Source organism: Actinotignum stranguriae, from assembly GCF_051265215.1.
Lineage (GTDB): Bacteria > Actinomycetota > Actinomycetes > Actinomycetales > Actinomycetaceae > Actinotignum > Actinotignum schaalii_C.
Map to the genome: position 1 here is coordinate 48111 of NZ_JBOZCJ010000008.1, position 24914 is coordinate 73024.

The 24914-nt window shown below is 61.6% G+C and carries 23 protein-coding genes; 21 read left to right on the forward strand and 2 right to left on the reverse strand.

Annotated elements, in window-relative coordinates:
* The first annotated feature begins 786 nt into the window (after window positions 1-786).
* The 16 genes from ACRQEG_RS04375 (at window position 787) to ACRQEG_RS04450 (ending at window position 16736) form a co-directional block, all read left to right on the forward strand.
* A complete protein-coding gene (locus ACRQEG_RS04375) occupies window positions 787-1233 on the forward strand; it encodes a Dps family protein (protein WP_016442663.1) in 447 nt (148 codons plus the stop codon).
* A 246-nt stretch (window positions 1234-1479) separates the two neighbouring features.
* On the forward strand, window positions 1480-3459 hold the full coding sequence (thrS, locus tag ACRQEG_RS04380) for a threonine--tRNA ligase (protein ID WP_435733791.1): 1980 nt from the start codon (window positions 1480-1482) through the stop codon (window positions 3457-3459).
* The gene (gene pgsA / locus ACRQEG_RS04385; RefSeq protein WP_274778337.1) at window positions 3459-4139 is read left to right on the forward strand and encodes a phosphatidylinositol phosphate synthase; all 681 of its coding nucleotides are present in this window, start codon (window positions 3459-3461) and stop codon (window positions 4137-4139) included. The genes thrS and pgsA overlap by 1 nt, the downstream gene beginning before the upstream one ends.
* Entirely contained in the window at window positions 4136-5143 is a 1008-nt protein-coding gene (locus ACRQEG_RS04390) for a phosphatidylinositol mannoside acyltransferase (protein ID WP_274778336.1), read from the forward strand. The genes pgsA and ACRQEG_RS04390 overlap by 4 nt, the downstream gene beginning before the upstream one ends.
* A complete protein-coding gene (locus tag ACRQEG_RS04395) occupies window positions 5140-6264 on the forward strand; it encodes a glycosyltransferase family 4 protein (protein WP_126134821.1) in 1125 nt (374 codons plus the stop codon). The genes ACRQEG_RS04390 and ACRQEG_RS04395 overlap by 4 nt, the downstream gene beginning before the upstream one ends.
* Window positions 6261-6854, forward strand: a complete 594-nt coding sequence (locus ACRQEG_RS04400) for a hypothetical protein (protein ID WP_274733612.1) — start codon at window positions 6261-6263, stop codon at window positions 6852-6854. Before ACRQEG_RS04395 ends, ACRQEG_RS04400 begins: the two co-directional genes overlap by 4 nt.
* 9 nt (window positions 6855-6863) lie before the next feature.
* Window positions 6864-7370 carry an NUDIX hydrolase gene (locus ACRQEG_RS04405; RefSeq protein ID WP_274733610.1) on the forward strand — a complete coding sequence of 169 codons (507 nt, stop codon included), beginning with the start codon at window positions 6864-6866 and terminating at the stop codon, window positions 7368-7370.
* 106 nt (window positions 7371-7476) lie between these two features.
* A complete protein-coding gene (locus ACRQEG_RS04410; RefSeq protein ID WP_274733608.1) occupies window positions 7477-8232 on the forward strand; it encodes a YebC/PmpR family DNA-binding transcriptional regulator in 756 nt (251 codons plus the stop codon).
* On the forward strand, window positions 8232-8870 hold the full coding sequence (gene ruvC, locus ACRQEG_RS04415) for a crossover junction endodeoxyribonuclease RuvC (protein ID WP_274733606.1): 639 nt from the start codon (window positions 8232-8234) through the stop codon (window positions 8868-8870). The genes ACRQEG_RS04410 and ruvC overlap by 1 nt, the downstream gene beginning before the upstream one ends.
* A 22-nt stretch (window positions 8871-8892) precedes the next feature.
* A complete protein-coding gene (gene ruvA, locus ACRQEG_RS04420; protein WP_126134826.1) occupies window positions 8893-9489 on the forward strand; it encodes a Holliday junction branch migration protein RuvA in 597 nt (198 codons plus the stop codon).
* Complete coding sequence (gene ruvB, locus ACRQEG_RS04425; protein WP_126134827.1) at window positions 9486-10505, forward strand: Holliday junction branch migration DNA helicase RuvB; 1020 nt, start codon at window positions 9486-9488, stop codon at window positions 10503-10505. The genes ruvA and ruvB overlap by 4 nt, the downstream gene beginning before the upstream one ends.
* 80 nt (window positions 10506-10585) lie before the next feature.
* Complete coding sequence (locus ACRQEG_RS04430; RefSeq protein WP_126134828.1) at window positions 10586-11032, forward strand: preprotein translocase subunit YajC; 447 nt, start codon at window positions 10586-10588, stop codon at window positions 11030-11032.
* A 5-nt stretch (window positions 11033-11037) separates the two neighbouring features.
* Window positions 11038-12777, forward strand: coding sequence for a protein translocase subunit SecD (gene secD / locus ACRQEG_RS04435; protein ID WP_274733602.1), 1740 nt, complete (start codon window positions 11038-11040; stop codon window positions 12775-12777).
* Window positions 12777-13874 carry a protein translocase subunit SecF gene (gene secF, locus ACRQEG_RS04440; protein WP_435733792.1) on the forward strand — a complete coding sequence of 366 codons (1098 nt, stop codon included), beginning with the start codon at window positions 12777-12779 and terminating at the stop codon, window positions 13872-13874. Before secD ends, secF begins: the two co-directional genes overlap by 1 nt.
* Window positions 13871-14413: an adenine phosphoribosyltransferase gene (locus ACRQEG_RS04445; RefSeq protein WP_016442677.1), complete on the forward strand. Its 543-nt coding sequence runs from the start codon at window positions 13871-13873 to the stop codon at window positions 14411-14413. Before secF ends, ACRQEG_RS04445 begins: the two co-directional genes overlap by 4 nt.
* 19 nt (window positions 14414-14432) lie before the next feature.
* Window positions 14433-16736, forward strand: coding sequence for a RelA/SpoT family protein (locus ACRQEG_RS04450; protein ID WP_320757457.1), 2304 nt, complete (start codon window positions 14433-14435; stop codon window positions 16734-16736).
* Between the two features lie 62 nt (window positions 16737-16798).
* Here the strand turns inward: ACRQEG_RS04450 and ACRQEG_RS04455 are convergent, their stop codons facing one another.
* Together ACRQEG_RS04455 and ACRQEG_RS04460 are read right to left on the reverse strand one after the other, a co-directional pair.
* Complete coding sequence (locus ACRQEG_RS04455) at window positions 16799-17278, reverse strand: hypothetical protein (protein WP_320757456.1); 480 nt, start codon at window positions 17276-17278, stop codon at window positions 16799-16801.
* Window positions 17279-17368: 90 nt separating this feature from the next.
* Window positions 17369-18661: a DUF349 domain-containing protein gene (locus tag ACRQEG_RS04460; RefSeq protein ID WP_320757455.1), complete on the reverse strand. Its 1293-nt coding sequence runs from the start codon at window positions 18659-18661 to the stop codon at window positions 17369-17371.
* A gap of 141 nt (window positions 18662-18802) precedes the next feature.
* On the opposite strand from ACRQEG_RS04460, the gene ACRQEG_RS04465 reads away from it, so the two are divergent.
* From ACRQEG_RS04465 to ACRQEG_RS04485, 5 genes are all read left to right on the forward strand, one after another.
* Window positions 18803-19531: an MBL fold metallo-hydrolase gene (locus tag ACRQEG_RS04465; protein ID WP_320757454.1), complete on the forward strand. Its 729-nt coding sequence runs from the start codon at window positions 18803-18805 to the stop codon at window positions 19529-19531.
* 13 nt (window positions 19532-19544) lie between these two features.
* On the forward strand, window positions 19545-20861 hold the full coding sequence (gene hisS, locus ACRQEG_RS04470; protein WP_016442682.1) for a histidine--tRNA ligase: 1317 nt from the start codon (window positions 19545-19547) through the stop codon (window positions 20859-20861).
* A complete protein-coding gene (locus ACRQEG_RS04475) occupies window positions 20858-22720 on the forward strand; it encodes a dynamin family protein (protein ID WP_320757453.1) in 1863 nt (620 codons plus the stop codon). Before hisS ends, ACRQEG_RS04475 begins: the two co-directional genes overlap by 4 nt.
* Entirely contained in the window at window positions 22699-24327 is a 1629-nt protein-coding gene (locus ACRQEG_RS04480; protein WP_320757452.1) for a dynamin family protein, read from the forward strand. Before ACRQEG_RS04475 ends, ACRQEG_RS04480 begins: the two co-directional genes overlap by 22 nt.
* Before the next feature lie 113 nt (window positions 24328-24440).
* Entirely contained in the window at window positions 24441-24914 is a 474-nt protein-coding gene (locus ACRQEG_RS04485; RefSeq protein ID WP_126134839.1) for an arginine repressor, read from the forward strand.

Sequence of the window (24914 nt, forward strand, 5' to 3'; positions counted from 1 at the left end):
CGCCGGTGAGGAAGGTGTCTAATATCCAGCTTGAACTGACGCTTGAGGGCCGCCGCGTCCGCGCCGGTGAGGAAGGTGTGTTTTTCCGGGATGTACTTCGCATGTACGACAAGCGCAGTACAGCTCTGAAAACAGATACCCCCTTCCCAGGTACCGGTGTGACTATTGAAGCTTGTGAGGCTCTTGAGACTCTCGTGGGGAGGTAGCCGCATCAGCCCGACATCAAAGCGCAACGGCAGCTACATTAAGAAATTGTTTTGATGTCGTGGAGTTGCTTTTTGTGGGGCCTCCTGCCGGGAGGGCGCATCCTGTAGGGCCGACGTCGACGCGTTGCATCCTGCGGGGCTTGACGTCGTGGCGTTGCTATTTAGGGGCATCACCTCACGTCATCCATGCTTGCCCATGTTGATCGAGTGATCACGGTAGGGCCAGCTAAGAGAATGTAGGTGGGTAACAGTTTTTCTGCGGTTCTATATTCGCGACGTAGATTCTGCGTCCCTAACAGCCCGCAACGCACACGCTTTGACGCCTCTCTACCCGCCCGTGTCTGTGGTGTGCGGCGCGCGGAATGCGGGTACGGCATGACTAAAGTCCCGGGTGGCCGCTTCGGGCTAGAAGCAATCATGCCATGAGCGTAAAAGCGCGCAACCACGCGGGAAAATGGCGTCGTCGTGCGGAAAAAGCGGGTGAAAAAAGTACCGCGCGCGGCCGTGCGTTAGGTCTTCCTGACTATATTTTCCGCAATAGAGCGGGTAGACCTATATACGTAAACGAAAGGATGGATCAATGGCCGAAAAAGTTGTTATCGATGCTCTTCAGCGCACGCTGACCGATCTTATTGACCTCTCCCTGCAGGCTAAGCAGTACCACTGGAATATTCAGGGTGCGCGTTTCCGTGCTCTGCACCTCGCTCTTGATGAAGTCGTATCCGTCACCCGCACTGACCTTGATGAGGTTGCCGAACGTATCGCAACCATCGGTGGTTTCCCGGATGGCCGGGCCGTGACCGTGGCCAAGGAAAGCGGTCTCGATGATGCTGGTACCGGTCCCTTCAATGTGGACGATGTTTATACCGTGATGGCAGAAAAGCTCTACGGAGCGTCCCGGCGTATTCAGAATGACCTGTCCAAGGTGGACGAAGCCGATCCGCTCAGCGGTGACCTACTCATCGGGGTCGCTCGCAACCTGGAGCTGCAGGGCTGGTTCATGAAGGCCTCCGCGGTCGAAAACTAAATTGCTGGCGCTTACCGGCAGGTGTCGGCGCTAGCGCGCGCCTGTACCGCGTTAGCGCACACCGGCACCGCGCTGCGCCGCAGCCGTGACTCATAGCGAAGGGGACCATCTCACCAGGCGTGAGGTGCGTCCCCTTCGCCGTGTTCGCGGTAGGGCCGCGCGGGCGTGGCCGGAGTGAAACAGGTATCCTGGTGGGCGGGCATCCCCGGTTTGGATGCCGTGAAAAATAGAACTAAGGAGAAAACTATGCCCGCACGTCTATCCGTGGACGGCACCCTCGTCACCCTTGACGAACCGTGCCCGGGAACCGCCTATTTCGCCGCGGATCGCGCGATTATCGCCCTGAAAGTAAACGGGGAACTCAAGGATTTGGCCACGGATTTGACCACGCTGGACGGCGCCGAAGTGGAACCGGTGCGCATTGATTCCCCGGACGGGCTCAATATTCTCCGCCATTCTGCCACCCACGTGCTAGCCCAGGCAGTCCAGCAGATCTACCCGGATGCCAATCTGGGTATCGGTCCTTTTATTGAGGATGGCTTCTACTACGATTTCGGCAATATTGACCCGGTTACTCCGGATATGCTGAAAGAACTCGAAAAGCGCATGAAGCGCATCGTCAAGGAAAATCAGCGTTTCGTGCGGCGCGAGGTCACCGAAGAAGAGGCTCGCCAGGAAGAAGCCTCCCAGCCCTATAAACTTGAGCTCATCACCACCAAGGGTCACGATGCGGATGGGGCGAACGTAGAAGTGGGCCATGGCGGGCTCACCATGTACGACAATGTCAATCGCCACGGCGATGTAGTGTGGACCGATCTATGCCGCGGGCCCCACCTGCCTTCCACCAAGTTCATCGGCAATGGTTTTGCACTCACCCGCGCCTCGGCCGCCTACTGGAAGGGGGATCAGAATAACGATCATCTCCAGCGTATCTACGGCACCGCGTGGCCGAGTAAAGAAGAACTGGATGCCTACCAGACCCGTATTGCGGAAGCCCAACGCCGGGACCACCGCCGGCTGGGAACCGAATTAGATCTTTTCTCCTTCCCTGACGAAATTGGTTCTGGGCTCCCGGTCTTCCATCCCAAGGGCGGTATTATCCGCATGGAAATGGAAAACTATTCTCGCCAGCGCCATATCGAAGCCGGCTACGACTTCGTCAATACCCCGCATATCACCAAGGGCCAGCTCTTCCAGACCTCCGGGCATCTGTCCTGGTACAAGGACGGTATGTTCCCGGCCATGCGGGTGGATGAGGATCAGGATTACTACCTCAAGCCGATGAACTGCCCCATGCACTCCCTTATCTATAAAGCGCGGGGGCGCTCCTACCGCGATCTACCGCTGCGGCTCTTCGAATTCGGGACGGTGTACCGCTACGAAAAGTCCGGCGTCATCCACGGTCTCACCCGCGCCCGGGGCTTCACCCAGGACGATGCCCATATTTACACCACCCGCGAGCAGATGCGCGAGGAACTTTCCTCCCTGCTCACCTTCGTGCTCTCCCTCCTCAAGGACTACGGTCTCAACGATTTCTACCTGGAACTGTCCACGAAGGACCCCAAGAAGTTCATTGGCGACGACGCCCTGTGGGAAGAAGCCACCCGCACCCTGGAAGAAGTGGCGTTATCTTCCGGCCTCGAATTGGTGCCCGATCCGGAAGGCGCAGCTTTCTACGGTCCCAAGATCTCGGTGCAGGCACGCGATGCCATCGGCCGGACCTGGCAGATGTCCACCATCCAGCTTGACTTCAACCTCCCCGAACGCTTCGGCCTGGAATACACCGCGCCGGACGGTTCGCGCCAGCGCCCGGTCATGATTCACCGAGCCCTCTTCGGTTCTATCGAACGTTTCCTGGGCGTGCTGGTCGAGCACTACGCGGGGGCTTTCCCCGCCTGGCTCGCCCCCGTGCAGGTACGGCTGGTTCCGGTGGCTGATACCTTCAACGACTACTGCGAAAATATTGCTCGGCGCCTGCGCGAGCAGCATATTCGCGTGGAAGTTGATACCTCCGATGACCGTTTCGGCAAGAAGATTCGTAACGCCGCGAAAGAGAAAATCCCCTTCACCCTCATTGCCGGTGGGGACGACGTCGACGCCGGCGCCGTGTCCTTCCGTTTCCGTGACGGGGAACAGCATAACGGGGTCGCTATTGACGAGGCGATCGCGCATATCGTGGATGTGGTACGACGGCGCGCTAACGAACCGGAAGCGGAGAAGTTCTAATGCTCTCCCGGAGCGGGCGGCCCCTGGCCCAGGCAATTTTCGGTCCCATCGCGCGCCTGTGCGTGCGTGCGGGGATCAGCGCCGATGCGGTGACGATCACCGGAACCGTGGCGGTGGTGGCGTGCGCGCTCGTCCTCTATCCCCTCGGGCACCCGGTTTGGGCCTCCTGGCTTATCGGCATCACCGTGATTTTCGACAGTCTTGACGGCCAAATTGCGAGGTTGACCGGAACTGCCTCCCGCTGGGGTGCCTTCCTGGATTCCACCCTGGACCGCCTGGCAGATTCCGCGATATTTTGCGGGATTCTGCTGTGGATCACGCGCTGGAACATCGGGGCGGGGGCCGGGCTCACCGACTGGCTGGCACTGGCCTGCCTGGCGGCTCTCCCGGCCGCGCTATGCACCTCCTACGCGCGGGCCCGCGCCGAAGCGGTGGGGTTCACCGCGAATGTGGGGATCAGCGAACGCGCTGACCGGCTGGTGATCGTGCTGCTCGGGGCACTGATAACCGGCTACGGAGCCAGCGCCTGGGTGTTGCTGGTGGCACTCGGTTATCTTGCGGTAGCCGGGTGGATCACGGTGGCCCAGCGCATGGTCACCGTGTACCGGCAGTCCCGCGCGGAGTACGGTGCCGGCGAGCGGGCCGCCGGTGAACGGGCCGGCCAGGGGAGCGGCCAGTGAATCTCGGCAATCTTCTTTTTCGCGCTACCGGGGCGCTGGCTCGACTCCCCGAACCGGTGGGCCGCGGTCTTTTCGCCGCGGTCGGGACGCTTGCCGGAACCCTGCCACTGCGCGGAACCCAGCAGCTGCGCCGCAACCTCGCGCGGGTACGCCCAGATATGCGCGGCGGGGCCGCCCGCCGTCTCACCCGCGCCGCGCTGCGTTCCTATATGCGCTACTACTATGAAGCCCTGCGCCTGGCAACGTGGGAAGCCGATGATTTAGCAGCGCGGGTTATCGAGGACGGCCTCGATTCCGCCCGAGCGGAATTCGCCCGCGGCAACGCCCTCATCGGAGCGCTCATGCACATGGGCAATTGGGATGTGGCCGGCGCGTGGTCGCGCTATTTCCTCGCCCCTGTGCACACCCTGGTAGAAAAACTAGAACCCGCCGAGGTATTCGAACGATTCGTTCAGCTTCGTGAAAATATTGGCATGGTTATCTATCCCGTGGTTAAAGGTGGCGGGGCGATCCACCGCCTCGCGGAGGATGCCCGCCGGGCCCCCATTCTCGCCCCGGTTCTAGCTGATCGCGATCTCACCGCTTCCGGTGTGGAAGTGGAATTCTTCGGGGAGAAGATGCTCGCCGCTGCCGGGCCTGCCATCCTCGCCATAGATACCGGCTGCGCCGTCGTTCCTATCTTTTCCTACTACGTGAAAAAGGAACGTACCCGGCACGTACCTACCCGGTGGCGCATGGTTCTGCGCAGCGGCGCACCTATCCGCGCCCGGGTGGACGCCTCGGCCTCCCCGCGCGAGCGCCACGTGGAAATAGCGCGAATCACCCAGGAGTGGATCGCGGCTTTTGAAAACGTGCTGGCCGAGCACCCGGAGGACTGGCATATGCTCCAGCCTGTTTTCGTTGCTGATTTGGACGGTGAGCGCTACCGCACCAACCGCGAGAAAGCCGCTCGAGAACTCGCGCGCCGCCAAGCGGAGTACGACGCGAAGGAAGGAACGCCGTGAACATCGGGATTGCCTGCCCCTATTCATGGGACGTGCCCGGGGGAGTGGGATTCCATATCCGGGATCTGGCCGAGGAGCTCATCGCCCGCGGGCACAGCGTCTCAGTGATCGCCCCGAGTGAAGAAAACGAGGCACTACCCGATTACGTGGTACCGGTGGGAGCCTCCGTGGCGATTCCTTACAACGGTTCGGTGGCTCGCCTTTCTTTCGGGCCACGCGTCAATCGCGCGGTGCGGCGCTGGCTGCGGGAAGGGAATTTCGATGTGCTCCACGTGCACGAACCTTTCGTTCCTTCCGTTTCTATGCTCGCCCTGATGAGCGCGGAATGCCCGGTGGTGTCCACCCACCACACCGCCATGGATCGCTCCCGGGCCTTTGACCTCTTTTCTCCGGTCCTGCGTCCGATCCTGGAAAAGATCCAGGCGCGCATCGCGGTCTCCCAAGAAGCACGCCGCACCACGGTGCAGTATTTAGGCGGGGACGCTTTTATTATTCCCAATGGCGTCTATACCGCCGATTTCGAAGTACCGCGAGACGCCCGCTTCACCGGCACGCCCGACTCACCCACGTTCGGATTCCTCGGCCGCCTGGACGAACCGCGTAAAGGCCTGCCGGTTTTGGCCGCTGCCGCCCCGCTGATCCTGCGCGAATTCCCGGGAGCACGGTTCTTCGTTGCCGGTAAAGGCGATGAGGAAGCAGCGCGGGAGCTCTTCGGGGCTGCGGGCGCCCGGGTGACTTTCCTCGGGCCGGTCAGCGATGCCGATAAAGCAGCGATGCTCGCGAGCGTGGATCTCTACGTGGCACCCAATACCGGGGGCGAATCTTTCGGAATTATTCTTATCGAAGCGATGAGCGCGGGCGGTTTCGTGCTCGCCTCAGATATTCCCGCCTTCCGCGCGGTATTGGGCGGAGGAACCTTCGGGGACCACTTCGCCAATGAAGACCCGGAGGATCTGGCCCGGGTGGCCGTGGCGGCCCTGCGCGATCCGCAACGCCGGACCCGGGTAGCGCAGGCCGGTCAGGCCGAAGCGCAACGCTACGACTGGTCCACGGTTGCCTCTCAAGTCTTTGCCGTGTACGAAACAGCGGTTCGCACCGCCCAGATGGAGGTAGAGCAGTGAATCTATGGTGGTGGCTTGCGCTCGTCGCCGGTGTGGTACTTCTCCTTCTCGGCCTGAGTGCGGCCGGGGCGGCCCGCCGCCTCGACCGCCTCCACACCACCCTCCTCAAATCCCGCCGCGCGGTGGAACAGGCGCTCGCCGCTCGCGCCCGCACCGCCTACGATATGGCTATGTCCGGGGAGTTGGATATGGCCGGAGCGCTTATCCTCACCGATAGCGCCCAGCGGGTCCTATCGGCCTCCATGCTTCCGGTGGTGGCGGACGGATTGGAAGCCTTGCCCGGTGATATGCGCGGCGATCTTCCCGATCCGGCCGCGGCAGCCCGGGAGCGGCGCGCGGTGGAATCCGAACTTTCCCGCGCCCTGCGCCTCACCGTGGATGAACTAGATGCCGGCGATATCACCGACCCGGCCGCCCGCGAGTTTTACCGGCGGCTCGCGCGGGCCCGCCTCGATGTGCGTATGACGCGCTCCTTCCATAATTCGCATGTGGACCAGGCCCGCCGGGTGCGCAACTCCCGAGTCCTCTCCATTTTCCCCATCGCCGGGCACGCCCCGGTCCCGCAAACCATCGATATTGACGATGAGTAAGAGTTCCCGATGACCCGCACTCCCCGGCGCGCTGCGCGCATTATCGCCCTGGATGAAGCCGGTCGAGTCCTCCTCATCCGCGGGCACGACCGAGACGACCCCACGCACCGGTGGTGGTTCACGCCCGGTGGGGGACTGGAAGATACGGAAAGTCCCCGGCAGGCCGCGGTGCGGGAATTTCTGGAAGAAACCGGCGTCGTCGTAACAGAAACAGAACTCATCGGGCCGGTGTTGCGCCGGCACGCAACTTTTCGTTTCGCGCGTGCCACCCTCAGCCAAGACGAAGTATTTTTCGCGGTGCGCCTGGACGCGGTGCGCGCCCGCGCGGCGGTGACCGGAAGCGGGCGGGCCTGGACCGCTGCGGAAAAAGAGCTGCTAGACGCTATCGACTGGCGTTGCGCCGCGCAACTCAACGGCTCCCCGCGCGAGCGGGTCTACCCGGCGGGCCTCGCGCAGCTGGCGGCTCACGTCCATGCAGGCTGGGATGGAACCTGCCACGAACTTTGGGAGAACTAAGCTCCCGGCACAGTACAGCGAAGGCGCGCTGCGGCCCAGGTAATAGTTCCTAGCCCTTGAACCGCGTACAATGGCTCCGGAAGTTTTTATCTACTCGGGAGGACACGTGTCAGGACACTCCAAGTGGGCAACCACCAAGCATAAGAAAGCCGCTAATGACGCCAAGCGCGGCAAGCTTTTCGCGCGTCTGGTCAAGAATATTGAAGTGGCAGCGGCAACCGGTGGTGGCGATCCCGCGGGTAACCCCACACTCTTTGACGCGATCCGCAAAGCCAAGCAGAACTCGGTGCCGGCCGATAATATTGATCGCGCCGTCAAGCGTGGCTCGGGTGAAACTGATGATTCCATCCAGTACGAAGCCATTACGTATGAAGGCTACGGTCCGGGTGGCGTGGCTATCCTCATCGAGTGCCTGACCGATAATCGCAATCGCGCTGCCTCGGATGTGCGTACCGCACTCACGCGCAATGGGGGAACACTGGCGGATCCCGGTTCGGTTTCCTATCTCTTTAACCGTCGCGGTGTGGTGGAAGCGGTTAAGGGGGATAACTCCGAAGATGATGTTCTCATGGCGGTGCTGGATGCCGGTGCCGAAGAAATTGAGGACGACGGCGAAACCTTCACCATCTACTGCGCGGCCAGCGATGTGGTAGCCGTGCGCACCGCGCTTCAGGAAGCCGGAATTGACTACAATTCGGCAGAATCGCGCTTTGTGCCCTCCACCAATGTTCCCCTTGACCGGGCCGGTGCGGAAAAGCTCCTCAAGCTCACCGATGCCCTCGATGATGTGGACGATATTCAAGAGGTCTACACCAACGCGGATATTGCCGATGAGATCCTCGCTGAGCTCGAGGGTGAGTAGTGCGCATTCTGGGGATTGACCCGGGACTCACGCGCTGCGGGCTGGGGACCATTGACGCTGAGGTAACGCGGCGGGTGCGTTTGGTAGATATGCGCGTGGCGCGCTCCCCGGTGGATCTGGCTCCGCATCGGCGTCTCCTCCTTATCGCGGATGAGATTGACGCGGTGATCGCGGAATTTTCCCCCGAGGTCGTGGCGGTGGAACGCGTTTTCGCGCAGGAAAATGTGCGCTCGGTGACCTCGACCGCGCAGGTGGCCGGCATCGCGATGCTGGCCGCCGCCCGTGCCCAGCTGCCCCTCGGCTTGCATTCGCCCTCCGAAGTGAAGGCGGCGGTCACCGGCTCGGGGCGCGCCGGGAAACTCCAGGTGCAAAATATGGTCCAGCGGATTCTAGGTCTGGCCGAACTCCCGCGCCCCAAGGATGCCGCGGACGCCCTCGCCATCGCGATTACCCACGCCTGGCGCGGGGGTGCCCACGCCCTGGATGCCACGGTGGATAACGGTCAGCACGGTGGGGCCGGCACTCTCCCGCGCGCTGAAGGTGCGGATTTAACCCCCGCGCAGCGTATGTGGGCGGGAGCTGAGCGCATGAGTCGGCGCGCCGGCGCGGTCTCCCCGCAGCGCTCCGCTAGCGGTTAGAGTCATGAGGAAGGAGACCTGAGTGATTGCAAGTATTCGCGGAACTGTCAGCCGTGTCACCACCACGTTCGCGGTGGTGGAAGTGGGCGGGTGGGGCGTCAAAGTTTTTGCGACGCCGGCTACCCTCGCCACGCTGCGCGAAGGAGCGGAAGCTTTTCTCTACACCTCGCTGGTTGCCAGCCGCGATGATCTCCCCTCCCTCTACGGTTTTAGCGAGGCGGACGAGCGCGACGTATACGAAATCATGCAAACGGTTTCCGGGATCGGCGCCAAAGTCGCGCTCACACTCCTCTCCGTCCATACCCCGAACGCCCTGCGCGCTGCCGTGCAATCCAAGGACGAAGCGGCCCTCACTCGGGTCCCCGGCATCGGCAAGAAAAGCGCCCAGCGCATTATTTTGGAGCTGGGCAATAAGCTCGGTCCGGCACCGGTAGCGGCGGGTGAGGTGGCCAGCGCCGGGGCTGATCCAGATGCCGTGGTGGCCGGTCTGGTGGGACTGGGGTGGAAGGAAAGCGACGCCGTCGCCGCCTATGAAGAAGCGCGCACCCACGTACCCCAGGGCACCGTGGCCCAACTACTGCGCGCCAGTCTCCAAATACTAGGGGCCCGCCGCTCATGAGTGATGATTTTTCCTTCGAAGCGGGCCTGGTCTCCCCGGAAGCCAACGAAACAGAGCGCGCCGCCGAAGCGGCCCTGCGCCCGCGTCAGCTTTCCGAATTCGTGGGCCAGGATACCGTGCGCGACCAGCTTTCCCTCGTGCTCCAGGCCGCGGTGCAGCGCGGGCGCACCCCCGATCACGTGCTCCTCTCCGGCCCGCCGGGTCTGGGGAAAACCACCCTCGCCATGATTATCGCGGCGGAAGTGGGTGGGGCGCTGCGCCTAACCTCCGGGCCGGCGATTCAACATTCAGGAGACCTGGCCGCGATTCTCTCCTCCGTACAGGAAAACGACGTCCTGTTCATTGACGAAATCCACCGCCTGGCTCGCAACGCCGAAGAAATGCTCTACCTGGCTATGGAAGATTTTCGGGTGGACGTGATGGTCGGGAAGGGACCGGGTGCCACCTCGATCCCGCTGCCGCTACCGTTCTTCACGGTGGTAGGGGCGACGACGCGCGCCGGTTTGCTGCCCGCTCCCTTGCGTGATCGCTTCGGCTTCACGGCGCATCTGGAGTATTACGAACAGCGCGATCTAGCCCGCATTGTGCGGCGCAATGCCGTCAAGCTCGGCCATAGCATTACCGAGGATGCCGCGCAGGAAATTGCCGGGCGCTCGCGCGGTACCCCGCGTATCGCCAACCGGCTGCTGCGCCGTGTCCAGGATTGGGCGCAGGTGCGCGGCACCGGGGAGCTGGACCTGAGGGCCGCGCGGGCTGCCCTCGATCTTTTCCAGGTGGATCCCGCCGGGCTGGATCGCCTTGACCGCGCGGTACTCGACGCGGTCTGCACTCGCTTCGGGGGTGGGCCGGTGGGTCTGACTACTCTGGCGGTTTCGGTGGGAGAAGAACCGGAAACAGTGGAGACGGTGGTGGAGCCCTACCTGGTGCGCGAAGGCTATTTGGTGCGCACCCCGCGCGGGCGGATGGCAGCCCCGCGGGCCTGGACGCATCTGGGTTTAACTCCGCCTACAGATTAGTTTCGTCACGGCCGCAGGTGTTTTCAGTTATGCACGGTAAACTGGCACGGTAATTATTGTCTTTTCCAAGGAGCTTTCGCGTGGAATTCGTCATCATGGGCGCCATCCTAGTGGGGATGGTTCTGTTCATGTCCCAGTCCAATAAGAAGGCCCGGGCACGTGCTGAAGAACACCGCAACAGCATTCTGGTGGTCGGCACGGATGTCATGACCACCGCGGGTTTTTACGGGCGCATCGTTGCTATTGACGGGGATGCGGTGACGCTTGAAAGTCCCTCCGGGGATGAAACTGTGTGGTCGCGTCTGGCTATTCGGGAGCAGGCATCCATTCCTTTCGCACCGGTCAGTGAAGAAGAAGCGGCGGCGGAAGATGCCGCGGAAGCTGCCCGCCTGAGCGCTTCGGAAGAAGCCAGCGCCGGTGCTAGCGGTGCGGATACTGCCTCGGAAGCTACCGATCACGTGACTCCTCGGAGTACGGACTCGGCTTTTGGTGAAAAGAAAGATGAGTCGGGCTCGGCCTGGAAGTAAACACTATGTCTCAATCTAAAAATTCCGGCGTCCGGTTATCCTGGCGCCGGATCATTACCCTTGCGATCTTGGCGATCGCACTCTTCGTCTCCCTCGGTGTCGGATCGGTGGCGGGTTCCGGATCGGAATCCCGGTGGACCCCGAATTTCGCCCTTGACCTCGAAGGCGGTACGGAGCTCATCCTTACTCCGAAGACCACAGATAATTCGGAGATCACCTCGGAAGATGTCAACCAGGCGATTGAAATTATTCGCCAGCGTGTGGACGCTTCGGGTGTGGCTGAAGCGGAGATCACCTCCCAGGGTGGCTCGAATATCGTGGTGGGTCTGCCCGGGCATCCCAGTCAGGAAACCCTTGACCTCGTGCGTAATTCCGCGGTGTTGCGGATGCGCCCGGTCCTCGCGATGGCAAATCCGGGAACCATGAAGGGCGAAGGCGATAACGCCGCACCCCTGACCGGCACCGCGCTGGAAGAAGCGGCCATGAAGGCCGCCGACGCGGATGGAGACGGCAAGCTCTCCACCACTCCGCCCAGCCAGCCCACCAGCGCTTCGGATCCGGCCTGGGCGAAAACCGAGCGGGTCACCTACGATGCGCTGACCTTGGATTGCACCGCGGAGAACCCGGCCACCGCCCCGGAAGAAAACCCGGATACAGCCTTGGTTGCCTGCGGGCAAAGCAAGGATTCTAAAACGGGTGAGGTGACGCCGTATAAGTACGTGCTAGGTCCGGCAGAAATTGCCGGAACGAATCTGACCCGGGCCACCTCCGGTTTCGATCAGCAGCAGGGCCAGTGGATCGTACAGCTAGAATTCGATAATGAGGGCGCGCAGAAGTTCTCTGAGGTTACCGGGCGTTTGGTGGGCTTGCAGAGCCCGCAAAACCAATTCGCCATCGTGCTGGACGGGCGCGTTATTTCCTCCGCGATTCCGCAAACCCAGATTTCGGGTGGGCAGGCCGTTATTAACGGTTCCGGCATTAATGCGACGACGTCGCGCGTGCTGGCCAACCAGCTGCAATTTGGTTCGCTACCCCTGGAATTTGAGGTGCAATCCGAACAGCAGATTTCCGCCACCCTCGGTTCGGAATCGCTGCGCGCGGGCCTGGTGGCCGGCCTCATCGGTCTCGTGCTCATCGTGCTTTACCTTGTGTGGCAGTACCACGCCCTGGCTATTGTGGCTATCGGTTCGGTGGTCCTCGCCACGGGCCTGTCCTACGGGGTTATTTGTTTACTGTCCTGGGTGATGGGTTACCGTTTGTCAATGGCCGGCGTCGTCGGCTTGGTTATTTCCATCGGTATCACGGTCGATTCCTTCATCGTGTTCTTCGAGCGTATTCGCGATGAGATTCGCGACGGGCACGCGGTACGCACCGCGGTGCAACGTGGCTGGAAGCGCGCGACCCGCACAATTATCGCTTCTGATTCCGTCAACCTCATCGCGGCCGGGGTGCTCTACTTCATTGCGGTGGGTTCGGTGCGTGGTTTCGCCTTTACCTTGGGGCTCACAACCATCCTCGACCTCGTCGTCGTCTTTATGTTTACCTATCCGCTTATGACGCTGCTGGTGCGTACTAAATTCTTCGGTGGGGGGCACCCGGCATCGGGTATGTCCGCCAAGCATTTGGCGCATACCCCGGCGTATCGCGGCCGCAAGGTTCCCGGCGAAGGCTCGCTTGCCGAGCGTCGCACCCGGGAGCGCCGTGCCGCTCTTCCCGCGAGCAGCGAGGGAAAGGATAACGCCTAATGTCGATGTACACCTTAGGTAACGATCTCTACACCGGGCGGCGCAGCTTCAAAATCGTGCAGCGGCGCAAGACCTGGTACACCATTGCGATTATCTGCGTGATCGCGTCGTTTATCGCGCTTTTCACCCGCGGGCTCAATATGGGTATTGAGTTCACCGGTGGATCTCAATTCACGGTCTCGGGAGCGCAAACAACCGATCAGCGCCTCGCCTCGGATATCATGGCCCGCCACGGCGGGGATAAAGCCGCTCGCGTGGCCCAGGTAGGCGAGAGCGCCTTACGTATCCAGACCTCGGCGAATGCTGATGGTACCGGGGTGGGTAATGCGGAAACAGAAGCGATCCGCACGGAATTGGCTGAAGCGTACGGAACCTCCGTGCAGGATGTCACCTCCACGTATATCGGCCCGGTCTGGGGCCAAGATATTTCCACGAAGGCCCTCCAGGGTTTCGTGGTCTTTATCGTGCTGGTGCTCCTCGCGCTGTGGGCTTATATGCGATCCTGGCGCAATGCCCTGGGTGCAATCGTTGCGCTCTTCCACGACCTTGTGGTGACGGTGGGTATTTACTGCCTCTTTGGATTTGAATTCACGCCGTCCACAGTGATCGGTCTGCTGACGATCCTCGGCTACTCCCTGTACGACACCGTGGTGGTTTTCGATAAGGTCCGTGAAAATACCGAGCATGTGCTGCGTCAGCACCGTGTGACTTTCGGGGAGTCCACGAACCACGCCGTCAACCAGACTCTCATCCGCTCCATCAACACCTCGGTCACCTCGATTATGCCGGTGGCATCCATTTTGTTCATCGGGGTGTACCTCATGGGCGCGGGTACCTTGCGCGATCTTGCGCTGGTGCTCTTCGTCGGTCTGCTGCTCTCGGCGTACTCGTCCATCTTCTTGGCGGCACCGCTCGCCGTCACCCTGACGAATGCCGATCCGCGCATCAAGGCCCATAACGCGGAAGTGGCTGCCGCGCGCGCCCAGCGTGTTGAGGCCGGTGTTGCGGAAGAGGACGTCGTCTCCGCGGTGCTCGAACCTGGCCACCATCTTGGTAATACCGCGCAGCCGCGTCGCAAGAAGAGGAGCAAGAAGTGAGCACTGCGTTTTCTTCGCAACTCGTGGAACTAGCGGCCAGTCGGGTGCGAGAACGTGAAAACTTCCCGGCGCCGGGGGTTATCTTTCGTGATATCACCCCGCTGATAGCAGACGGTGAAGCATTCCACCTCTTTATTGATGAGCTGGCCCGCCATTACGAAGGTAAGATCGACGCCGTCGCCGGGCTGGAATCACGCGGATTTATTTTGTCCGCGCCGCTGGCCTACGCCATGGGGCTGGGAATGGTCACCATCCGCAAAGCCGGGCGGTTGCCCGGGCCGGTTATCGGGGTTGATTATGAACTGGAATACGGTTCGGCCCGCATGGAGGTTCAGCCCTTTAATATTGAAGATGGACAGCGCGTTCTTATCATCGATGACGTTCTCGCCACCGGTGGAACCGCGAATGCAGCCTGTGAGCTGGTGGAAAGCTCGGGCGGGATTGTGGCCGGCCTGTGCATGCTCATTGAGCTGGCGGGTATGGGCGGTCGGGAGCGTCTGGCCGGTAGGCAGGTCGAAGCGGTGCTAACCTTCGATTAACGCAAGAGGGGAGTGGGGCATGTCGGAATCGCAGGGTCCGCGGGTACTATCGCGGCTATCGTGGTTGACCGGACGCACGGCCAGCCAGGTTCCTGATGCCCTGGAACCCCTTATGCGCGCCCTGGGTAATGTCGATAAGGAACGCATTATCCGGGCGTATAACGTGGCGGAGGAATGCCACCGTGGCCAGAAGCGGCGCTCGGGAGAGCCGTATATTACGCATCCGGTCGCGGTGGCAACCATCCTCGCCGAACTCGGAATGGACGAGGATACCCTCGTGGGTGCTCTCCTCCACGACACAGTGGAAGATACCGGGTACACCCTCGAGCAGGTCCGGGAGAATTTCGGCTCCACCGTGGAACTACTCGTGGACGGAGTCACGAAGCTCAATAAGGTCGAATACGGAGAAGCAGCGCAGGCGGAAACGGTGCGCAAAATGGTGATCGCGATGTCCAAAGACATCCGCGTGCTTCTCATTAAACTTGCCGACCGGCTCCATAATGCCCGCACCTGGCGTTTCATGCCGCAGGAAAAGGCACGATCCAAGGCACATGAAACCCTGGAGATCTACGCGCCCCTCGCGCACCGCCTCGGCATGAATTCCATTAAATGGGAACTTGAGGACCTCTCTTTTAAAACCATGTACCCGGAGGTCTACGCCGAAATTGAATCCCTGGTGCAAGAACGCACCCCGGAACGCGAAGCGTATATCGCGAAAATCAAGGCCATTTTGGAGCGGGAGCTCAAGAGTTCCCATATTAAATGCACGATTACCGGTCGCCCCAAGCACTATTACTCCATCTACCAGAAGATGATTTTGCGGGGTAAGGACTTCGAAGATATTTATGACCTCGTGGGAGTGCGGGTACTCGTGGAAACCATCCCGGACTGCTACGCGGTGCTGGGCGTTGCCAATACTATTTTCACGCCCATTCAGGGGCGGATCAAGGACTATATCACCACCCCCAAATTCAACCTCTACCAGTCGATTCACACCACGGTTATCGGCCCGGATAACCGCTCTCTTGAAATTCAGATCCGTACCTACGATATGCATAGGCGCGCGGAATACGGAGTGGCAGCGCACTGGCGGTATAAGGAAAACCCGAATGCCACCAAGCGGGGGGGCGGGACCGCGAAAGTCGACGAAGAAACAACTCAGCTCAACTGGCTACGCCAGCTAGTTGATTGGCAGCGGGAAACCGCGGACCCGGCAGAATTCCTCGAGTCGCTCTCCTATGAGATCTCCGGTAATAAGGTGTACGTGTTCACTCCGGCCGGGGAAGTTATGGAGCTCCCCACCGGAGCCACCCCGGTCGATTTCGCCTATGCCGTCCACACGGAAGTGGGGCATCGTACGGTGGGGGCGCGGGTGAATGATCGTCTCGTCACCCTCGATCACAAGCTGGAATCCGGGGATACGGTTGAGATTATTACCGCGAAAAGCCCGGATGCCGGGCCTTCCCTCGGCTGGCTTGATTTCGTGGCAAGTCCGCGTGCCCGCGCCAAGATCCGGGTGTGGTTCAAGAAGAGTCGCCGGGATGAAGCGGTAGAAGAGGGCAAGGATAAGCTTGCCCGCGCCATCCGTAAACGTAACCAACCCGTCCAGCGCCTCATGAGCCATGACACACTCGCGGAAGTAGCGCGGGAGGCCGGACGCAGTTCCGTCGATGACCTGTACGCGGGTATTGGGGAAGGGGATATCTCCCCCGAAACGGTGGTGCGTAACCTCATTACCTCCCAGGGCGGGCAGGCCGGGGTGGAGGAAACTCTCGCGGAGGCAGTGACTCCGAACCGTATTTCACGGCGGCGGAGCACGGCCAGCACCGATAACGCTGTGGTGGTCCAGGGCATGGAAGCCGGGGATGTTATGGTCAAGCTAGCCCGCTGCTGCACCCCGGTTCCCCCCGATTCCATCGTTGGTTTCGTGACTCGCGGCTCGGGTGTGTCCATCCACCGCGCGGATTGCCCGAATGTGGAGCAGTTGCAAAAGCAACCGGAACGATTCCTCGAGGTGCACTGGGCTGATGATTCCGAAGCGGTGTACGTTATCCAGGTCCAGGTGGACGCACTCGACCGGCAGGGCTTGCTCTCCGATATTTCCCGAGCGCTCCTGGATAACGGGGTGAATCTTCTGGCCGGCAATATGATGACCACGAAAGAACGCATGGTGCGGAATACCTTCACCTTTGAGATGGCCGATCCGCATCACCTAGCTCGGGTGCTGGCAGATCTACGCAAGATTGAAGGCGTGTACGATGCGTACCGGGTGACTAATTCCAAGCCCGCTAATCAGCGCCGGGTGGAATCTCCGCGTGCATAGCGCGGATTCGCCGCGGTTACGGCACGGAGCTGAATGCCGGAAGCTCCTGGTCGCTCCCGTGCTTAGCGCTGGGCAATAGCATGCACAGCCGCACGCGCTGCGGCGAGGTGCCGGCCGGTCAGGTTTTCTGCCGCCGCTTCCCACCCATCAGCTTCTAGAAGGCGCTGCCGCGCCACCTCCAGAGCACAGGTAATTGCTACGTCCAGCGCTTCCTGGCGAAAAATATCCGTGATGGTACGCGGCAGCGTGGTTAAGCACAAGCCGGCTATCGATTGGCGCTCCTCGGGTGCCGGCTTGCGGATAGTCCGTGACTTAGCTCGCACGCTACAGATCCGAATCAGCCGGTCCGCGGGCCAGTAACCGGTATAAACCCACATTGCGCTCAGCGTGGTGGCGATGCTATCCCGCCCCAGTACCTGCGCAAGAAGAGAAGCCCGCAGCGCCGCATAGGCGGCACAATCAGCCGCGCACACTAACCCGGGAGCGTATTCCACCAGTAAGCCAGCGTTAATATCCAGGCGCTGCACCCCATCCACATACATACCGAGAGTGTGTGGTGGTGAATAAAATAATGCAAGCCGCTCTCACCAGGTGGGGAGAGCGGCTTGCATTTATCCACAGGTAGGAAAAAGTTACAGATCCTTATTTACCTGCTCGAGCCAGGCCACGCGGGCGGCCCGCGCTTCGTTTAGCTCGGTGAGCTTCTTTTCATCACCGGACTGCTGGGCCTGGGCGATTTCCTCATCGAGTTCGGCGATAAGCGCTTCGAGCTGGGCGGCCATACCGGAAGAACGCTGCTGCTTTTCCGGGTCGGTACGGTTCCAGCGGTCGTTTTCCGCCGCGCGAATCTTTTCCTCAATTTCCCGCATCCGGCCCTCGGTCCGGGCGATATCACCGCGGGCCACGAAGCCGATCTCATCCCAGCGTTCCCCGATCTCACGGAGCTTTTCGCGGGCTTCATCAACATTGGTAATGGGAAGGAGAGCTTCAGCTTCCGCCACCAATTCGAGCTTAGCGGCCAAATTTTCCGCGTACTGGCTATCCACCTGGCTGAAATGCGCATCCCGAGCGTCGTAGAAAGGTTGGCGAGCGGCCATGAAACGCTCCCAGAGCTTATCGTCATCGCGGCGCCCGGCCCGCCCTGCCCGCTTCCATTCATCCATGAGTTCGCGGTAGCGATCCCCGGTTTCCCGCCAATCGGTGGAGGAGGAGAGCGCGGCGGCCTCCGCAATGAGCTTTTCCTTGGTGGCCTTCACCTGGCTGCGGCGTACATCCAGTTCCTTATAGTGGTTGCGCCGGGCGCGATCAAAGGTGGAGCGGGCAGTAGCAAAGCGCCGCCACAGTGCTTCTTCGGTGGGACGATCAATGCGCGCCCCCTGGCGCTGGGCCCGTTTCCAACTTTCGAAAAGATCATTGAGCTCAGCGCGGGTATTCTGCCAGTGGATGGTGTGCGGATTCGCGTTGGCGAGTTCCTCAGCGCGTTCCACAATCTGGGTTCGCTCCTGGAGAGCAGCTTCCTTGGCGGCGGCGCGCTGAGCCGCGTATTCCTTCGCGCGTACGGCCACGACTTCTTCGAGCTTATCCAAGCGAGTGCGCAGCGCCGCGATATCACCCACCGCGGCCGGTTCGGCCAGTTCCTTGCGTAGGGATGCAATTGACTTGCGGCTTTCTTCGGGGGATACGTGGTGGGCACGCGTTTCTGCCAGACTTACCTGGGTATCCAGGTCAATATAGCGGCGAATATAGAATTCCAGGGCATCATCTTCGGTGCCGGAAGCCGCGTAATGGCCAACGACCCGTTCGGTATCGCCATCCTTAAGCCACACCTTCCCTTCGTCGTCCACGCGTCCGAAAGGACGGGCTTTGGCGACGGCGGCCGGATCCAGCGGCGCGGGAGCGGGCTGAGCGGGATGAGCTGTGGACATTGTTACTCCTTGTGGAGAAAGAGGCGTGAGGTACACGCCGCGGGACAACTTTAATTCTTACGGTATACCACAATTGTGCCACGGAGAAAGGGATTCCGGGTGCCAGTAGGAAAAAATCGGGAGAAAGGATACGGTTAATGCATGATTTTCTTGCGGTATTCCAATACTGCCCTGGAGGCGAATTGTTATATCATGGCCGACCCTACTCATCGGGTTGCCCTGGTTGTTGATGCGGGAGCTGGCAGCGCCGCGTGGGTAGAACGCACCCTGGCAGCCCGTCATTTGCGCCTGGGTGCCGTACTGGCCACGCACGGGCACGGGGATCATGTGTGGGATGCCGGGGTGGTGGCCGGCTCAAGCGTGCCGTGCTTTATCGCTGAGCCTGACGCATACCGGCTGGATAATCCGATCGTCAATGCTTTTTACGCGCCGCTCGTCCTGGCTGCCACCGGGGGGCGTTCCTGGGTGAAACCGGAGAAGATCGTGCCCCTTCCCGAAGAAATATACGCGGAGGGAATGGAACTGGTTCCCGGTGTGCACCTGCGCGCCATCGCCACCCCGGGGCATACCGAGGGCTCGACAGTTTTTCTCTTCTCGGGGCGTTTCGAAGCGGATCCAGAAACTCCGCAGCTTCCCGATTGGGGTTTCGGGGAGAATTTCATGATCACCGGAGATGTGCTCTTCCGGGACGGAGTGGGCCGCACCGACCTCGCGGGCGGGAACGATGCGCAGATGCGTGCTTCCTTGCGCACCATCGTTGCCGAGGTGGACGGCTCCACGATTTTCTTCCCCGGCCACGGCAAACCCTCCACCCTGGCGCGCGAGCTCAAAGCCTCACCGTACCTGCGCGCCTATATCGCGATGAAGTGAAAGAATAGTACCTATGAAAATTGCGCCGATTTCCGGTTTCCCCGAATGGCTTCCGCAAGCCCGTATCGTGGAACAGAAAGTTCTTGACACCCTGCGTTCCACCTTTGAACTCCACGGTTTTTCGGGGGTGGAAACTCGCGCCGTCGAACCTATGGATCAGCTGCTGCGTAAGGGCGAAACTTCCAAAGAAGTGTATGTGCTGCGCCGCCTCCAGGGGGAGGAAGGCCAGGATTCCGGCCTCGGTCTTCATTTCGATCTCACCGTGCCGCTGGCCCGCTACGTGCTGGAGAACGCCGGAAAACTCGATTTCCCCTTCAAGCGCTACCAAATCCAGAAGGTCTGGCGCGGCGAACGCCCCCAGGACGGGCGCTTCCGGGAGTTTTACCAGGCTGATGTTGATGTGGTTGGCCAGGACTCCCTCGCCTTCCACCACGATATTGAGTTGCCGCTCGTCATGGTTGATGCGTTGAGTAAGCTTCCCATCCCGCGGGTGCGGGTGCGTGCCTCGAACCGTAAACTCGCCCAGGGCTTCTACGAAGCGATCGGGCTGGAAAATACCGAGGAAACCCTGCGAATCCTAGATAAGCTCGACAAAGTAGGTCCGCAAGTGGTGACCGAGTTACTCTCCGAACACGTGGGTGCAAGCGCGGAGCAGGCGCAACTTGCCTTGAGCTTGGCGGGTATCACCACCGAGGATGCCTCCTTCGTAGACAGAGTCCGCGCGCTCGGTGCGTCGTCGTCGCTCTTGGACGAAGGCCTGGAAGAACTAGCAACACTCGTCACCGAAGCGAACTCTCTCATACCCGGTTCGGTCAGCGCGGATCTGTCTATTGCACGCGGTCTGGACTACTACACCGGTTCTGTTTTCGAATCGACGGTGGAAGGTCACGCAGATCTTGGCTCGGTATGCTCGGGCGGGCGCTACGATAACCTGGCGACGGCCGGTAATCGCAGCTATCCGGGCGTGGGCCTGTCCATCGGGGTATCGCGCCTGCTCGCACGTTTCCTGCACCAGGATCTGCTGCGCGCTAGCCGCAAGGTTCCCACGGCCGTGTACGTGGCGGTCAACGATGAATCCGAACGTCACCATGCCTCCACCATCGCGGCACGTTTGCGTGCCCGCGGTATTCCGGCGGACGTCTCGCATAACGCCACGAAATTCGGTAAGCAGATTAAAGCGGCCGATAAGCGCGGTATTCCCTTTGTGTGGTTTACAACGGCGGAAGGCGAGCAGGTTCGTGATGTGCGCTCGGGCACCCAGGTCCCCGCTGACCCGGATACCTGGACTCCGCCGGAAGAAGATCGCTACCCGCGGGTGATTATGCCGTGAGTCGCCTGCTTTCCCTTGAGCGGGTGCGCCAGGCACTGGAAGACCTGAGGTTCCCACTGCCCACCCCGGGGGCGGCAGACGGGCGTGATGCTCGCACCGACGGTCTCCACCAGCTTGATGACTACGTGCTCCCGCGCCTGCGCTCCCTGGATGCGCCGCTGGTGGCCGTGGTGGGCGGATCTACGGGCTCGGGTAAATCGGCCCTGGTGAACGCCCTCGTGGGTGCATCGGTGACACCATCCTCCGCGCTGCGCCCCACTACCCGGATCCCGGTGCTCGCCCACGCTCCCGGGGAGGAAGCATGGTTTTCCGGCGACCGTATTTTCCCCGGGCTAGCTCGTTTGAGTGGCGACGGCGCAGCGCTTGCGCCAGAACGTTCCGGCAAGGGCGCAGCGGTGGTTGTGAGCGACGGCGCAGCAGCGGTTGGTAGCGCGCGGGCGGCGAAAGCGAGCGGTGACATCCGCTTGGTGGAATCACCTCGTGTCCCGCGGGGCCTGGCACTGGTGGATTCTCCGGATATTGACTCGGTCGAGGGGGATAACCGTAGATTGGCCGGCCAGCTTCTCCAAGCGGCTGACTTGTGGGTTTTTGTTACCACCGCCGCGCGTTATTCGGATGCGATTCCATGGGCCCTCCTCGATGAAGCAGCCGAGCGCAATATTGTCATTGCCGTTGTCCTCAATAGGGTTCCTGTTGGGGATGCCGCGGCGATTCGCCCCGATTTGATCCGCAGGCTTGAGGAACGCGGTTTGGGAAGCGCCCCGCTCTTCGTGATAACCGAGTACCCGGGGGCGCCGGGCATTCCGGAGGCTGATGTGGCTCCGCTGCGTGAGTGGCTCGCCGGGCTCGCCCGCGATGAACGTTCGCGTGCCTCGGTAGCGCGCCAAACTCTCACCGGGGCGCTCACTAGCCTGGCCGATACCTGCGCCCGGGCCCGCGACTCTTATCTCGAACAGATCGAGGAAGCCGAACGCTTAGACGCAGATGTCAGTGCTGCGCTGAAAGAGGCACGTGCCCGTATAGAATCCGGTATCGCGGATGGTACCGTGTTGCGCGGAGAAGTGCTGCGTCGCTGGCATGAGATGCTCGGCAGCGGGCAGTGGGCTCGCGCTGTGCAGGCAGGTGTCACGCGTTGGCGTGATCGGCTGAGCTCGCGGCGAACCGCTAGCCGGAACGCGAGCGAAGAAGCCGTGGGAGAGGCCATCGAAGACTCCCTCACCGATATGCTCCTCACCGCGGACGCCGGCCTGGCCACTTGCCTTACCACCGAATTGGAGCGCAGCGCAGCGGGTGCGGGAATAGTTCTCGCGGTTGAGTCCCGAGGCGCGGAGGCCGGTTCCGAGCGCGATACCGCGGCGGGAGATGCCGGGCATGCTGCCGCGGTGGGCGGGGCTATCGAAGCCGGCAGGTATCGCGCGGCTCGCCGGGACGCTGCCGGAGCCCTGGTCCGTGATTGGCGCCGCGCTCTCATGGATATGCTCGGCGAGCAGGGGCACGCCAAGCAGCTCACCGCACGCGTCGTTTCCCTCGGTATTAACGCGGTGGGCGTCGCGCTCATGCTGGTTGTTTTTGCTCACTCCGCCGGTCTTACCGGTGGAGAAGTAGCTATCGCCGGGGGAACGGCCGTGGTAGCGCAGCGCGTTTTGGAAGCTATTTTCGGCGACGACGCTGTTCGCCGCATGGCCGCTTCCGCTACCGAGGATCTCCTCGGGCGCGCAGAAGAGTTCTTCGCGGCCACGGCCGCACCCTATCGAGAGGAAATCGCGCGCTTGGGAGTCAGCACGGATGCTCTGAATGAGCTAGATGAGGCGATGCGCAGCGCGGAAGGGAGGCGCGGATGGATCTCCCCACTGGATTAAAGAACCTGGAGCAGGCCCTCGACCTGGGTGGTGCCTACCTTGATGAGTCGGTGCGTGCCCAGGCGCGCGATGTGCTAACCCGCGCGCGCCAGCGCGGTCTGATAGGAACTGAACGCACCGTGGTGGCTCTGGCAGGCGCCACCGGCTCGGGTAAGTCATCCCTGCTTAACGCCATTGTGGGACAGGAGGTGGCCGGGGTGGCCGCCACCCGTCCAGCCACCCGCGCACCTCTAGGAGTCTCGGGGCGCCATGCCTCTGATGTCCTCGATTGGCTCGGGGTGCGCGAACGTAAAGTGCTGCTCCAGCTAGCTCCCGATACCACCGCCAATCTGGTGCTTGTGGACCTGCCGGATATTGATTCCACGGTGGATACCCACCGCGTCCAGGCCGAGCGTATTATTGCCCGAGCCGATGTGGTTATCTGGGTACTCGACCCCCAAAAATACGCGGATGCCGTGGTTCACGAAGACTTCTTGGCCGCGATGGGTGAATATCATTCGTCTCTCCTCATCGTCATCAATCAAGTTGATCGTCTCGGTGCTGGTGATGAAGAAGCTATTGTCGCGGATCTGGGGCGTATTCTCGTCACCGAAGGCGTGAGCGCGGATATTGTGGCGGCCTCGGCACTCACCGGGCAGGGAGTCGAAGAAATTCGTGGGGCGCTCGTGGAGATCGCGGCGGGGAAGAGAGCCGCGGCGGAAAAACTCGCCGCGGATGTGCGTACCGTGGGCGCCGCGCTCACAGAAAACCTCAATGACCAAGGCGGGTATCCGCGTGACCTCACCGATATTGCCGGGGTGGATGAGTTTGTTAGCGGGCTGGCTCGGGCCGGCGGGCTGCGTTCCGCAGCCCGGGACGCCGCGGACAACTACCGCAGCTCCGCACGGCGCGCTACCGCCTGGCCGCTGCTGCGCGGACGTGGCAGTCGCGCCCTTCCCGGTAGCGAGAACGAAACGGGCGTGAATATTGTGCCTAGTTCCACAGCGGGAGATACTTCTCATTCGGGCGTCCCTACCGATACGGGTGCCAGGCCGTATGTGGCGGGCGGCGTTGCGGCGGTGGCTAGCCCCGGAGCCGTGGAAAACACTCGGGTAACTTTGGCCGAATTCACCACCCAAGTTACCCGTTTTCTCCCGCGTTCCTGGCGCGGGGCGGTACGCGATGAATGTTCCCGGCAAGCTGCGCGGCTCGCCGATAACGTCGCCCGGATAATCGCGCGGGAAAGCCAGGCCTGGCACCGGCCGCGCTGGTGGGGCTTCGCCGCTGCCATCCAGTGGCTGGCTTTTGCCGCACTGGTGCTGGGTGCCCTGGGAATTGGTGCTGGAATCGTCACCGAGGCCGGGGGAGTGACCCTTCCGCTGGGGCTGCGTCGGGCGAGCCTGATCTGCTTGGTGGCCGGTTCCGTATGCGGCGTCGTCGTAAGTATGAGCGCGCGGATCGCACGCACGCACGGGGCGCAACGCGTTCAACGTCAGGTCACCACGCGGGCGCGCGCCGCTATCGAAACCGAAGTTCGCGATAGCGTGCTGGTTCCGTTCCGCACGGAAATGGAACGCTACCGAGACTTTGCGCGCGCCGTGGCATCATTAATGCGGGTGTCTGCCTGACTCGGGCCGGCACCCGCCGCGCGTAATGCAAAAAATTGCATTGGCGCGTATGATTATAATGCAAGGGAGCGCGGGCCGCCGGTTCGCGTTCCCGGTGATGCGAAAGGATCATTGTGACCGCTGGAATTCCTTCGAGTCGCACCGCCCGCCAAGGGCTTATCGCCTCGATTCTGGAAGCTCATCTCATCGGTTCCCAAAACGAATTACGGGAGTATCTCATACGTGCCGGGGTGGATGTCACCCAGGCCACGCTCTCCCGTGATTTAGACGATTTGGGGGCTGTTAAGATCCGGGTGGACGGATCGATGGCATATCGCATCGCTGACCAGACAATGGATACCGGGGAGCGCCTGGCGCGGTGGGCTCGTGAAATACTGCTCAGCGCCGAATGTGCTCTCAACCAGATCGTGTTGCGCACCCCGCCCGGGGCCGCGCAGCTACTCGCCGCCGGGATCGACCGGGCGCGCTTGGATGGCGTGCTCGGGTGCGTTGCCGGAGACGACACCGTGCTGGTCATTGCCCGTAGCGAAGAACGCGCGGTAGAGATCAGGCAACACCTCCTCTCAATGGGGGAGAAAAAGGAGTAA

Excerpts from the sequence above, each read along its gene's own strand:
- ACRQEG_RS04375 (WP_016442663.1), top strand. The coding sequence starts at position 787 with ATGGCCGAAAAAGTTGTTATCGATGCTCTTCAGCGCACGCTGACCGAT.
- thrS (WP_435733791.1), top strand. The coding sequence starts at position 1,480 with ATGCCCGCACGTCTATCCGTGGACGGCACCCTCGTCACCCTTGACGAA.
- pgsA (WP_274778337.1), top strand. The coding sequence starts at position 3,459 with ATGCTCTCCCGGAGCGGGCGGCCCCTGGCCCAGGCAATTTTCGGTCCC.
- ACRQEG_RS04405 (WP_274733610.1), top strand. The coding sequence starts at position 6,864 with ATGACCCGCACTCCCCGGCGCGCTGCGCGCATTATCGCCCTGGATGAA.
- ruvB (WP_126134827.1), top strand. The coding sequence starts at position 9,486 with ATGAGTGATGATTTTTCCTTCGAAGCGGGCCTGGTCTCCCCGGAAGCC.
- secD (WP_274733602.1), top strand. The coding sequence starts at position 11,038 with ATGTCTCAATCTAAAAATTCCGGCGTCCGGTTATCCTGGCGCCGGATC.
- secF (WP_435733792.1), top strand. The coding sequence starts at position 12,777 with ATGTCGATGTACACCTTAGGTAACGATCTCTACACCGGGCGGCGCAGC.
- ACRQEG_RS04450 (WP_320757457.1), top strand. The coding sequence starts at position 14,433 with ATGTCGGAATCGCAGGGTCCGCGGGTACTATCGCGGCTATCGTGGTTG.
- ACRQEG_RS04455 (WP_320757456.1), bottom strand. The coding sequence starts at position 17,278 with ATGTATGTGGATGGGGTGCAGCGCCTGGATATTAACGCTGGCTTACTG.
- ACRQEG_RS04460 (WP_320757455.1), bottom strand. The coding sequence starts at position 18,661 with ATGTCCACAGCTCATCCCGCTCAGCCCGCTCCCGCGCCGCTGGATCCG.
- ACRQEG_RS04465 (WP_320757454.1), top strand. The coding sequence starts at position 18,803 with ATGATTTTCTTGCGGTATTCCAATACTGCCCTGGAGGCGAATTGTTAT.
- hisS (WP_016442682.1), top strand. The coding sequence starts at position 19,545 with ATGAAAATTGCGCCGATTTCCGGTTTCCCCGAATGGCTTCCGCAAGCC.
- ACRQEG_RS04480 (WP_320757452.1), top strand. The coding sequence starts at position 22,699 with ATGGATCTCCCCACTGGATTAAAGAACCTGGAGCAGGCCCTCGACCTG.